This window comes from Morganella morganii, from assembly GCF_019242955.1.
GTDB lineage: Bacteria > Pseudomonadota > Gammaproteobacteria > Enterobacterales > Enterobacteriaceae > Morganella > Morganella sibonii.
The window spans coordinates 3,220,179-3,233,168 of the sequence record NZ_CP066129.1 but is presented as its reverse complement, the minus strand read 5'-3'; the positions used below and the strand labels follow the sequence as shown (position 1 = coordinate 3,233,168).

At 52.2% G+C, this 12,990-nt stretch carries 10 protein-coding genes; 6 read left to right on the top strand and 4 right to left on the bottom strand.

The window, feature by feature from the left end:
* Window positions 1-106 precede the first annotated feature (106 nt).
* From cueR to JC793_RS15300, 6 genes are all read left to right on the top strand, one after another.
* Window positions 107-523 (top strand): Cu(I)-responsive transcriptional regulator, encoded by a 417-nt coding sequence (gene cueR / locus JC793_RS15325; protein WP_046893196.1) that lies wholly within the window; start codon window positions 107-109, stop codon window positions 521-523.
* Between the two features lie 311 nt (window positions 524-834).
* Window positions 835-2,397, top strand: a complete 1,563-nt coding sequence (locus JC793_RS15320) for a ShlB/FhaC/HecB family hemolysin secretion/activation protein (protein WP_247717264.1) — start codon at window positions 835-837, stop codon at window positions 2,395-2,397.
* A 36-nt stretch (window positions 2,398-2,433) separates the two neighbouring features.
* Complete coding sequence (locus JC793_RS15315; RefSeq protein WP_218426579.1) at window positions 2,434-7,068, top strand: hemagglutinin repeat-containing protein; 4,635 nt, start codon at window positions 2,434-2,436, stop codon at window positions 7,066-7,068.
* 183 nt (window positions 7,069-7,251) lie between these two features.
* On the top strand, window positions 7,252-7,440 hold the full coding sequence (locus JC793_RS15310; RefSeq protein ID WP_141651472.1) for a hypothetical protein: 189 nt from the start codon (window positions 7,252-7,254) through the stop codon (window positions 7,438-7,440).
* Window positions 7,424-8,029 carry a hypothetical protein gene (locus JC793_RS15305; RefSeq protein ID WP_218426578.1) on the top strand — a complete coding sequence of 202 codons (606 nt, stop codon included), beginning with the start codon at window positions 7,424-7,426 and terminating at the stop codon, window positions 8,027-8,029. Before JC793_RS15310 ends, JC793_RS15305 begins: the two co-directional genes overlap by 17 nt.
* Before the next feature lie 222 nt (window positions 8,030-8,251).
* The gene (locus tag JC793_RS15300; protein ID WP_218426577.1) at window positions 8,252-9,736 is read left to right on the top strand and encodes a C69 family dipeptidase; all 1,485 of its coding nucleotides are present in this window, start codon (window positions 8,252-8,254) and stop codon (window positions 9,734-9,736) included.
* Window positions 9,737-9,825: 89 nt separating this feature from the next.
* On the opposite strand, the gene JC793_RS15295 is transcribed toward JC793_RS15300, so the two are convergent.
* Genes JC793_RS15295 through JC793_RS15280 form a run of 4 tightly spaced genes read right to left on the bottom strand, consistent with a single transcriptional unit; the run spans window position 9,826 to window position 12,970 of the window.
* Complete coding sequence (locus JC793_RS15295) at window positions 9,826-10,278, bottom strand: NfeD family protein (RefSeq protein ID WP_107678475.1); 453 nt, start codon at window positions 10,276-10,278, stop codon at window positions 9,826-9,828.
* Complete coding sequence (locus tag JC793_RS15290; protein ID WP_024475083.1) at window positions 10,275-11,213, bottom strand: SPFH domain-containing protein; 939 nt, start codon at window positions 11,211-11,213, stop codon at window positions 10,275-10,277. The genes JC793_RS15295 and JC793_RS15290 overlap by 4 nt, the downstream gene beginning before the upstream one ends.
* A 54-nt stretch (window positions 11,214-11,267) precedes the next feature.
* Window positions 11,268-12,125, bottom strand: a complete 858-nt coding sequence (locus JC793_RS15285) for a co-chaperone YbbN (protein ID WP_046893203.1) — start codon at window positions 12,123-12,125, stop codon at window positions 11,268-11,270.
* A 59-nt stretch (window positions 12,126-12,184) separates the two neighbouring features.
* Window positions 12,185-12,970 carry an SDR family oxidoreductase gene (locus tag JC793_RS15280; protein WP_218426576.1) on the bottom strand — a complete coding sequence of 262 codons (786 nt, stop codon included), beginning with the start codon at window positions 12,968-12,970 and terminating at the stop codon, window positions 12,185-12,187.
* Window positions 12,971-12,990 lie beyond the last annotated feature (20 nt).

The window sequence follows — 12,990 nt, the reverse complement described above, 5'->3', positions numbered from 1 at the left end:
GCAGAACAACACACGGCGCAAAAGAAAAAATTCTGTTCGGGGGAACGGGAATTTTGATTTACGATGATGGTAAACCTTCCCTCAAGGGTAAGGTCAAGGAGAAGTTATGAATATCAGCGATATTGCACAAAAAACGGGTTTAACGCCAAAAGCGATCCGTTTTTACGAAGATAAATCTTTGATCACCCCCCCGGAACGGGGTGAAAACGGATACCGGTATTTCAGTGAACGGCATGTCGATGAACTGACACTGCTGCGCCAGGCAAAAGAGGTCGGTTTCACGCTGGATGAGTGCCGCGAACTGTTATCGCTGTTCCGTAATCCGAACCGCCATGCGGCGGATGTGAAATCCGCGACGCTGGGTAAAGTGAAGCAGATTGAGAAAACCATTACGGAGCTCACTGCTATCCGTGACCGCCTGCTGGCGCTGGCGGAATCCTGCCCCGGGGATGATAGTGCGGAATGTCCGATTATCGATCATCTCTCCGGCTGTCGTCACAGCAAACCTGCCTGCCATAAATAATCCGCCTGTTTTCTGCGTCTGCCCGCCGGGCGGACGCCGTTTTATATCCTGTCAGTTAAGTTTTTCTTATTTCTGCCGATAAAAGATAAAAGCGCGGCTTTTTTTCATCCGGTGCCATACCGGAGAAAACCGGCATTTTCTGTCCGCTGCGGCGGTAACTGACGCAAAGGATAAGTAAGACGAATTGACCAAACTGCAGACATTATTACGCCGGATACTATTATCAGGGCTGTTTTTTTTGCCCGCCATTATATGCCGCACCTTTTCCTTCCGCTGCGGAAAACCCGGGCGCTGATGCCTCGCGCCGGGCGATGCAGGATGCCGCACAACAGGTCAGCGACCTGCTTGAGCAGCAGACCCGGCGGCAGCTGAGCAAGCCGCAGTCAACGATCACCCCCGCAGAGCCGCTGTTGCGCGCGGCAGAGAATGAACATTGTCTGCCGGTCAGTGGTGTGTATCTCACCGGGATCACACTGTTATCTCAGGATGATCTCCGTTCACTCTCATCATTACCTGAAGACTGCATCCGCAGCCGGGATATTAACGGGCTGGTGGCGGAACTGATGGCGCGGTATCTGGATAAAGGCTATATCACCGCGCGGGTCCGCTTTCTGCCGGTCAATGATTATCACGAGCTGGGGATCGGGGTGACAGAAGGGACGATAGAGCAGTTTGACGGCGCGGATCGCGGTGTTAATACGTCACTGCTGTTTCCCTCTCTGATCGGTAAGCCGCTGAAAATTACCGAACTGGAGCAGGGGCTGGATCAGGCGAACCGCCTGAAATCGAATCATGTGACGATGGATATTCTGCCCGGCAGCGCACCCGGAGGATCAGTGATCCGCCTGGTGAATCAGCGCGGCACCCCGGCCGGTTTCTCTCTCAGTGCGGATAATTACGGGCAGAAAAGTACCGGACGCAACGTGATCCGTGCCGCTGTCACCGCTGACAGCCCGGCCGGATTGTCCGATTTTGTCAGCCTGAGCGGCTCTGCCACAACAGACAACCCGGCAGCACGTTACAGCCGCTCCGGCATGCTGTTCTATTCCGTACCTTACGGCGCACTGACCATCAGCACTTACGGCAGTATCTCCCGTTACCGGATCAATCAGGCACTGCGTTATCAGCACGTCATTCTGCGCGGGGACAGCGCCCAGGCCGCATTGCGGGCAGATTATGTCATCTTCCGTAACCGGTCACGGATTGATTCGCTGATGGCACAAATGACATATAAACGCAGCCGCAACTACCTTAATGAAACCCTGATTGGTGTCAGCAGCCCGTCCCTGAGTGTTGCCGAAGCCGGTTACACCGGGCTGATTCTGGTGCCGGGCGGCGTTATCAGCACATCATTATCGGCGGAAAAAGGCACCACACTGTTCGGGGCTGATACCCGGAACACGCTGCCGGGCGCCGATCCGCAATACACCAAAGGCAAATTTTCACTCAGTTATGTTCAGCAGTTTTCGCTGTCGGAGAACGCTTATCTGTTCAGCAGTCATCTGGCCGGTCAGTACACACAGGAGCATCTCCCCGGGGTGGAGTGGCTGACACTGTCGGATAACAGCACGATCAGAGGGTTTCACGACGGCTCGTTATCGGCGGATAAGGGATGGTACTGGCAAAACACCCTTTCCCGCCGTTTTGTCCGGCAGGGGATCACGGTAACGCCCCGTGCCGGTGCGGACTACGGACGGGTTATGGCTCAGACCGGGCAGGCGGGATGGCAGTCTGCCGCAGGTATCGCCGCAGGGGTCAATGTCAGTTACGGGGGCGCGCAGCTGGATGCGCAAATCAGCCGTGCCCGGACCTCAGCGGCTGCTCTGCCTTCGCAGGATACCCTGTTTTCCCTGCGCCTGGGATATCAGTTCTGATCTGCTCCGTCAGTCGTTGGATGGTAAGGAAATACAATGAAAAAAGAACGCTTTAAACTCTCTTCGTCAGGTAAGGTGGCCGCGTGGATGGCGCTGGCCTTTGTCACGCTGAACAGTGCAGCCGCAGGGATTGTGGCGGACGGCGGCCCGGACGGCCCCGGTGTTTCGCAGGTAAACGGAACAGATATTGTCAATATTACAGCGCCGAACAGTAACGGGCTGTCTCATAACCAGTATCTTGATTTTAATGTGGATAATCATGGCGCGGTCTTTAATAACAGCATGACCGCAGGACAGTCACAACTGGCAGGTATGCTGGAGGCCAATAAAAACCTGAACGGGCAGGCCGCCGGGGTGATCCTCAACGAAGTGGTCAGCCGTAACCCCTCTCTGCTGCTGGGTCAGCAGGAAGTCTTCGGCATGGCGGCGGATCTGATCCTCGCTAACCCTAACGGGATCAGTTGTCAGGGCTGCGGGTTTATCAATACCAATAATGCCGGTCTGATCGTGGGTAATCCGCTGATTGAAAACGGCATGATCAGTGCGTACAGCACCCGGGATAACACAAACTCACTGACGATCGGAAATAACGGGATCACCACCGGTAAAGTGCTGGATCTGGTCGCTCCCGCGATTAATGCCGACGGAGAGATCCGCGCGGCGGCACTGAATGTGATCACCGGCAACAATACCGTCTCTGCTGATCTGCTGACGATTTCCGCCGGTAAAAATGCGGTTCCGCTGGACAGCTACTACCTGGGCGGTATGCGTGCCGGGAAAATCCGTCTGGTGAACACCGCGCAGGGCAGCGGCGTAAAACTGGCCGGTAATATTGATGCTGTAAAGGGTTTTGATGCGCAGTCACAGGGCGCACTGACACTGACCGGCGCACAGGTCACCGGCGGTGATATCCGTCTGAGCGGCGATACAGTGCGGACTGAAGGTCAGTTACGTAATGAACATCACCGGACAGAAGATAAACGCAGCGGTCAGTCAGTCACCACTGAAACCCGGCAGGGGCGCTACACCCGCACTTCGCTGGACGGAAAAAACATCACGCTGGTGGCTCAGCAGGACGCCCGGCTGACCGGCACCGATCTGAGCGGACAGGATATCTCGGTTCAGGCCGGAACCATCACGCTCGACAGTGACCAGGTTGCGCAGTCAGACACCCGCACCACAAATCAGTGGAAGATGTCGTGGGAAAATAACGAAACCCGCAAAGATGAAAGCATCCGGCAGGAAACCAGTAACATCCGTGCTGCCGGTGATATACGGCTGGCGGCCGCAACCGGTGATATCACCCTGAAAGGGGCAAAACTGGAGGCCGGAACACATCTCAGCGCGGATGCCAAAGGCGATATCCGGCTTGAGGGCGTGACAAACTCCCGCACGCAAACCGTATCCGGTAATAAACGCAATGAGACGGCCAAACTGCTCAGTGGTACACACGGCGATGTCACCTCGAAAGAACAGCTGGTGAAAACGGAACTGATCGCGGGCGGTAATCTGGGACTGAATGCCGGTCATGACATCCGGGCTCAGGCGGCACAGGCACGCGCTGTAAAAGATATGATTATCAACACCGGCAACAATCTCACCATCAGCACGCAAACCGCGACACAGCACCAGGGACATACTGAAAATGTCACGTCCTGGGGCGGTATCGGCGGCGGTTCCCGTGAAAACAGTGCCACCACGGAAGAAACGGCACACGGTTCCGGCTTTACCGCGGGCGGTAAACTCTGGCTTTCCGGCGGTAATGGCGTCACTGTCACCGGCAGCAAGGTAAAAGGGACACAGGACAGCCTGGTGCAGACCGAGCAGGGCACGCTGGTCATTGAAAACGGCATCAGCCGGACGGCAAAACATATTGATAACCGTGATGGCGGCGCATTTAACATCACCCGCAGTACGCTTCGTGAGAACAGTGAAGATACCAGGGTGGAGCGCAGTGAGCTGAAATCAGAGGCCGATCTGCGGCTGGCCGGGAAAAATGATATCACCATCGCCGGAAGTCTGATTGAAAGTGCAGGCACATTGAAAATTGATACCCTCGGGGATATTAATGTCCGTGCGGCACAGGCGCAAAAGCAGTCTGACAAAACAGAAACCACACTGAAAATCAGCGGCTATGCCAAAGAGGATAAAGACAAACAATACCGCGCCGGTCTGGATATCAGCCATACCCGCGAAACGCAAAAACAGGATTCTGTCACGCAGCAGGGCAGTGAACTGAAAGGCGGCAGTGTTTCTGTCACTGCGGGGAAGGATCTCACCCTTACCGGCTCTTCACTGACCACGACTCAGGGGGATGCGGCGCTTTCTGCTGAAAATATCACCCTGAATGCGGCAGATAACAGTGATAGCCGGACACAGCAGAAAGGGGAATCACACGGCGGCATTTACCTGACCGGCGGTATGGACAAAATCGGCGGCGGGATCAGCGGCGGTCACACTGAAACCGGTAAAACACAGGAGCAGCATCAGGCGGTCACCTCCGGCACGAACGTGCAGGGTAATCTCACGCTGACCGCCGGAAAAACCCTCTCCCAGGAGGGCGCATCACACACGGTGGGCGGCGCTTATACGGAAACGGCGCAGATCTCGGAACACCGGGCTGCTCATAACAGTGATCGCACCACGGAAACCACCAAAGGCGGCGAAGGCAGTCTCGGTGTTTCCCTTGATTACAGTAAAGTCTCCCGTCCGCTGGCCAAAGCCGGTGAAAATCTTGCGGAAGGTGATGTTGCCGGTGTGGCTGACAGCACCGCCGCCACCGGTCTGCCGGACATCGGCGTTGACCTGAGCGGCAAAGGGGAAAACCGGAAGACCACCACCGAAAACACACAGGCGAAAACCACCTCTGTTAATGCAGGATCTGTTGCCGTGAACGCCACAGATCGTGTTCTGGATGAAGGAACACGTTACCGGGCGGAAAACGGCGGTATTGCGATCAATACCGGGGATTATCAGTCCGCGGCAGCAGCAGATACGCACCATCAGTCTGAATCTGTGACAGAGGGCAAAGGCAGCCTGCGTGTGGCGACATCCACCGGACAGGACGTTTCGATCAACGCGGAAGGCAGCGGTGGTCATCGTCTGGCAACGGAAAGCAGCAGTAAAGCGGTGACCGGATCGCTGTCAGCGAAAGGTGATATCGCGCTGCAGGCGGGGCGTGATGTCTCATTACAGGGTGATACACTGCGCAGTGAGGAAGGAGGCGTTTCTGTCCGTGCCGGTGACAATCTGACGCTGGATCAGGCAGCAGATACACACAGTAAAACCGTCAGCGGCTATGACGCCGGGGCGAAGGTGAATGTGGAGTCGATTAACCTGAAAAATGCGGGCGGTGGTCTCAGCGGCGGACGTGAAGTGTACAACGAAAGCGGTACAACGGCGAAAACCGGTGTGACTGAGGGGAAAACCGGGGTGGTATTACAGGCCGGAAACGACCTGACCGCTAACGGTACTGATGTCAGCAGTGACGGGGATATCACCGTGAAAGGCGGGCACAATACCCTGCTGAACAGTGCGGAGAGCACAAATACCATTTCCGGCCATCAGTGGCACGGCGGTGTGCAGGTCAGCGGCGGTAAAACAGAAACCGGCAGCAAACTGGGCGGCGGTGCGGATTTCAGTATCAGCAAACAGTCTGAAAACGTGACGGATCAGCGCGGCGGCAGTCTGCGCAGCGGTGGTACGGTTGCTGTCTCAGCAGATGGCATGCGGGATGATGCACTGCATCTGAAAGGCACACAGACCGATGCAAAAAATATCGCACTGACAGCCCGTGACGGCGGGATTGTGATTGAATCCGCACAGAAAACCACGGATAAAGCCAACTGGAATGCGGGCGGAAAACTGAATATCGGGACCTCGCGCAGTACAGAAAATCCGGAAACCGGTTCACGGCATAATATCAGCGCCGGTCTGAAAGGCGGGATTGATAATCAGCAGACAGTCACACAGAAAAATGCCCTGACTGAAAGCGAAAATCTCACGCTGAACAGCCGCAATGACACGCGGATTCAGGGCGGAAAACTGAGCGCGGATACTATCAGCGGACGTGTCGGCGGTGATCTGGTGGTTGAAAGCCGGACTAACACGGAATCGGTTCTGAAAGCGGATGCGGATCTGTCGGCGGCACATACCAATGATGAGGGCAGCAGTACCACCTCGAAACTGGCGAATGCCGGTACGCCGAAGTTTGCGGATGATATCAAAGCCGGTCTGGAAAACGGTCTCGATAAAGCAGCTGATTCTGTCCGTGAAAATGCCGGAACCGGTGCGGGTACGGTGGCGGATAAAGTGAAATCCGGTCTGACATCTCCTGCCGGCATGAACGGCAAGGTGAAAGCGTCCTTTGAAACCCGCTCTTCTGAGCAGGTGGGACAGCAATCCGGTCTGACAGCCCGTGAACAGGGTAAACTGCGCACCGGCGGCAGCACCATTCTGACAGGTGCGGTGCTGGACGGTCTGCCGGATGGCGGGAACACCGAAATGCGTTCTGTGGCGGTCAAAGAAACCGGCACCCGCATTCACGGCGAACTCCCGCTCAATGCCGGACAGGCTGTCAGTGCGGTTAAGGACGGGATCGTAAACGGAAAATCCCCGGTGGGAATTTCTGTCACTAATGATCACGGCAGTGTAAACAGTAAAGTGAAGTAATTATTAGTTTATTCAGTAAGATAAAACGGCTCCCTGCGGAGCCGTTTTTTATGTGACAATCCGGCGTGGTTTAAAAATTGTTTATATCACGGTGGTTATTATCAGCAATATCAGTTCGGCTGAATTTAATCTGATGCCCGGTTTTTTATCATTATGTTTATTCTGCGATTTTTCGGGGTTGATATGTCTGAATTAAAAGAAAGTGCAATACCGGACTTAACGGATGTAACAGTGAATAATATGAAACAGACACCGCATCACTATTCCGTGTGTACTCTGGCTGCAATTACTGAATCAGAATACGGAAAAGGGAAAATATTCAGTTGTATTCCGGATTTAATGGCGGATTTACAGGATGGCGGAGACAATTGAGTTCACTGCTAGTTTTAACCGGAAATTAAATCTGCCCTCTGAAAACAGCGAACTGACAGTACTGTTTCCGGCTGCCGGTACACATCAGTTTTTATTGCCCGGCTATGAGGTAAAAGAGGGCTATCAATTTATTAAATCAGGTAAAAAGCAGCAGTACAGGCTGGTGACTACCGGGGATTTACCCGAAACCGTTTATCTGGTTGAGCTTTGCTTCCGCAATGACATTGTTGCCGGTCAGACAAGTTGCACACAAATTAAAGTATGGCGGACAACCAATGACAAACATCAGTCTGCTGTTGCAGACCTGCCGCGGCACTTTTTCCGCTGGCTGCCGGATACTTATCATATTGTGGTTACCGATGAAGAACAAACCGGTGACGGCCGGCGTTTTTGGGAAGTAATGATTTCATGGGCATTGGCTGCCGGTTTTTATGTTTATGCTTCAGATGGCGGAGAGCCGGAAAGGCCACTGTTTGCTATTCAGGATATTGAATCTTTTTTTGAATATTGGAGTGATTTTTATTGGGGGAATGATCCGGATACCCCCACACACCGCTTAATTGTGATCAGTAAAAAAGAAATAAAATAACAATTCACACGATCCCCTGTCCCGATCAATTCCCCGCTGAAAAAATAATCCGTAATTTTAACCCAAACACTTATCCGTAAAAAATAATTAATTTAGTGAAATAAACCATGTTTTGAGAATAATCCAGTGATTGACTTTGTATTATGCGATCTGCGTAAAAGAAAAATCAGCGGGTAATGGATAGCGTAAACGCAATTTATAACTCAATGGAAGGTGTTCTCTATGAAACGTAGTGTTTTATCTCTTGCTGTGGGTGCTGCACTGGTGATTTCTGATGCAACGGCATGTACCACTATTTTTGTCGGTGAAAATGCGTCTTCAGATGGTGCGCAATATATTGCCCGCAATGAAGATATGAATCCGGCAAACCCGAAAGTTTTGCAGGTGAATCAGGAAAAAATCAATAAAGACACTGAGTTTAAAACCAACTTAAATAAATTTACCTATACGTTGCCGGAAAAGGCAATGCGTTATACCACTATCCCGGAATGGAATGATAAAGGTCAGTTCCGTTTCAGCTCTAACGGCTTTAATGACGCCGGTGTCGGGATCAGTGCCACAGAAACCATTTTTGCCAATGATGCATCATTAAAAATTGACCCGTATGTCGAAGATACCGGGATTATTGAAGATGCCATTCCGGATGTGGTATTACCGTATGTCTCTTCCGCGAAAGAGGGAGTAATGCGGTTAGGGAAAATTATTGAGGAAAAAGGCGCCGGTGAAGGTTTCGGTGTGGCCTTTATTGATAAAGACGGGATCTGGTATCTGGAAACCGGCAGCGGCCACCAGTGGATGGCTGCGAAAATTCCGGCCAATACCTATTATGTCACCGCCAACCAGGGGCGCCTGGAAAAATTTGATATCAATGACAAAGACAACTACCTGTCATCTCCGACACTGATTTCCTTTGCCGAGCAAAACGGCTTATATGATCCGAAGAAAGACGGTGAATTTAATTTCAAAAAAGCCTATACCAAAGATGATGCAAAAAGTGACGGTTATTACAACTATCCGCGTGTCTTAGTGCTGCAAAAAATGTATAACCCGGAAATTAAGACTGATTTTAAAGATGTGAAATCCAATGATTTCCCTGTCTTCTTAAAACCGGCGAAAAAACTGGGGCTGGAAGATATTAAAGCCGGGCTGCGCAACCATTATGAAAATGTCGGCATATCCCCTTATGCCACCACCTATCCGGATACCACCAAACGACCAATCTCGGTATTCAGAACCCAGCATTCCCATATTTTACAGGTACGCAAAGATTTACCGAAAGAAATCGGCAATGTCCGTTATATCGCTTTCGGTATGCCGACATTATCTGTTTATGTCCCGGTGTATTACGGCCCGGATAGTTATGTGGAAGCCTATACCATCGGCTCACCGCAGGCTGATAATGCTTCCGCGCACTGGAAATTCCGTAAATTACAGACTCTGGCGATGATCGATTTTAATAAATATTCGAAAATTGTGCAGGCGGAATACAGCAAACAGGAAGCTCAGTTTGCCGAAGAACAACAGGCAATGGAAAAAGAGTATCTGAGTATCTATAAAAAAGACCCGGCTAAGGCCAAACAGCTGTTACAGGACTTCCAGAATAAAGTGATGCAGGACGCATTAAATACCACCGATAAACTGACCAATATTATTATGCAGGATCTGACCAATTCCGTGAATGAACGCTACCGTTTTAAAGGCGCGTGATGCGGTAAGGTTTTTGAGACAAGATTATTGAGATAAATAAAAACGGCCTCTGGTGACAGAGGCCGTTTTGCTGTTGTCTTTCCGGTCAGTTACCGGCTGACAGCCCGGACGGTCAGTGTAATACCGTCAACGGCAATCACTTCCACCTCCGTACCGGCAGGCAGCGGCGACTGACTGTAAACACGCCAGCTTCCGTCTGCGAGGCGGATGCGGCTGTAACCCTCTTCCGTCTCTGTCAGCAGTGCGGCGCGCAGACCAATCAGCTTGTGATTGGCCTGATTCGGTGAACTGCTGTCATCACGCTGGCGGCGGCGCTGAAAATTACGCCACAGCACCGCACAAATCACCGTCATCACTGCGAAGATAATGCCCTGCCACTCGGGACTCAGCCCCGGTATTATCCACGTCAGCAGTGCGACAATCAGTGCCGCCACACCGCTCCAGAGCAGATATCCCCCGGTGCCGAGCATCTCCAGAATCAGCAGGATGCCGCCGAAACAGAGCCAGAACCAGACCGCCTGTGATGCGATCATCTCAATCATGCGGATTTACCCTGACCTTTCGTGTCTTTTGACACATTGAACATTTCAGCCACACCGCCGATAGCACCCATCAGGTTGCTGGCTTCCAGCGGCATCATAATGACTTTGCTGTTTTCCGCTGCACCGATTTTGGTCAGTGCATCGGTATATTTCTGCGCCACAAAGTAATTGATAGCCTGCATATTACCGTCAGCGATAGCATCCGATACCATTTGTGTGGCGCGGGCTTCCGCCTCAGCCGCACGTTCACGGGCTTCTGCTTCCAGGAATGCGGACTGACGCAGACCTTCTGCTTTCAGGATCTGAGACTGTTTTTCACCTTCCGCTTTCAGGATAGCCGCCTGACGTATACCTTCCGCTTCGAGAATATCGGCACGTTTGGTACGTTCCGCTTTCATCTGGGCGTTCATCGCAGATACCAGCTCTTTCGGCGGACGCACGTCACGGATTTCAACACGGGTGATTTTAATCCCCCACGGGTTGGTTGCCTCATCCACAATATGCAGCAGGCGGGAGTTGATGGAATCGCGCTGAGACAGCATTTCATCCAGCTCCATCGAACCGAGCACGGTACGGAAGTTGGTCATGGTCAGGTTGATAATCGCCAGATTCAGGTTGCTGACTTCATACGCAGCACGTACCGGATCAATGACCTGAATAAAGCAGACGGCGTCGATGGTGACGTTGGCGTTATCGCGGGAGATAACTTCCTGTGACGGAATATCGAGAACCTGTTCCATCATATTAATTTTACGGCCGATGCGATCCATAAACGGCACAATAATATGCAGACCCGGCTGAAGTGTCCGGGTATAGCGGCCAAAACGCTCAACAGTCCACTGAAAGCCCTGCGGTACAGTTTTGACACCGGTCGCGACAATAATGACGGCGATGAGAATAATAATCGGGACAAAACCCAGTGAGAACAAATCCATGAGCCAAAATCCTTATCAGTAATGAGTGGGTTAAATAATTCAGTAAAGTAATAATTAGTACAGTAACGAGTATAGCTTACGACGGTAAGATGCGGCAGTACTGTCTGCGGTTCCCATTGCCGCCATAATATCCATCATGGTTTTGCGTACCTGACCTTCCGCAGCCGCCAGATCTTTCTTCAGGAAACTGAATAGCAGTGCAAGTGCTTCGTCATTGCGGTGAACTTCATGCAGTTTCAGCGCCAGTTGTACCGCGAGTTCTGCATTTTCCGGATCTGCGGCAAAGGCATTTTGCAGCTCCTGGATTTCCGGCGTGTCTGCAGCTTGTTTTTGTAACTCAATTTGAGATAAGAGACCATGATAGCGCGTATCCTGATCCTGAATCGGGACAGACTTCAATACTTTCTCTGCCTCTTCTGACAGATTCACTTCCAGCAGCGTCTGTGCCAGCAGCAGGGTGATTTCACTGTTGCGGTCGTCTGCCTGATGCGCTTCACGCAGCAGCGGCAGAGCAGCCTGAAAATCACCGGCTTCAATCAGTTCGATGGCCTGACCGGTTTTGATTTCAGATTCGGACGGCAGGAATTTTGCCAGGAAGTTACGGACTGTTTCTTCATTCTGCGGCCCCTCAAAGCCATCGACCGGCTGTCCCTGATGGAACAGATAGGTGGTCGGCACCGCACGCAGACCGAATTGTGAGGCGATCATCTGCTCGGTATCGCAGTTTACTTTGGCAAGGATCATCATCCCGGCATAGTCAGCGGCCACTTTTTCCAGAATAGCGCCCAGTTCCTGACACTGCGGGGACTGCGCGGAATGGAAGAAAAAGACCACCGGCACCTGCATTGAAGATTCAATAACCTGGCGTAAATTGGTTTCGTTAACGTCTGTGATATGTGCATTTGATAACATATTCATTCTCTTAATAAATTGGCGGACTTTTTATTAACATCTGGGCGCAGCGCAGCATTTCAAGCAGCAGAGGATTTTTTGTTCAGTATTTTATCCATCAGCCACAGTGGCAGCAGGCGTCTGAGCCACATCACGATTACGGTAAGACCCGTAACAGGATAGCGTATTTTCGGGTGCCGGTGCTCCAGGGCACAGATGACTTTTTTCACCACATCCTCCGGTTTGCCGGTAAACAGGCGGGCAATTCCCGGATTTTTGACCGGTTTATCCTGCAGCGTTTGTGTGACATTTTCCGTAAACCGGGTGGTGATGGGTCCCGGCTCAATCAGGCTGACACGGACTCCGGTACCGGCGAGTTCCATCCGCAGTGCATCGGACCAGGCTTCCAGCGCGTATTTACTGGCGGCATAAGCACCACGTCCGGGGGTGGAAATCAGACCCATCACGGAACTGGTCTGGATTATCCGGCCTTCGCCGGCCTGTTTCATGGCAGGCAGCAGCAGCGTGGTTAACTGATGCGTGCCGAACAGATTGGCGGAAAACTGTTTTTCCAGATCTTCACGGCTGACCGTTTCCAGCGGGCCGTACAGGCCAAAACCGGCATTATTGAATAAGCCGTACAGGCGGTTATCTGTTAACGCCAGTACCTGTTCCGCAGCGCGGGCAACACTCTGCGGGCAGTCCAGATCCAGTTCCACCGGTTCAAACCCGAGGCGTGCCATTTCGGCCAGATCCGCCGGTTTGCGGCAGGCGGCCAGCACACGGTAGCCCCGCTGTTTCAGTGTCTTTGCCGCGCATAACCCGATACCGCTGGAACTGCCGGTGATCAAAACTGCTTTTTGCATTTCTTTACCTGCTTAACTGC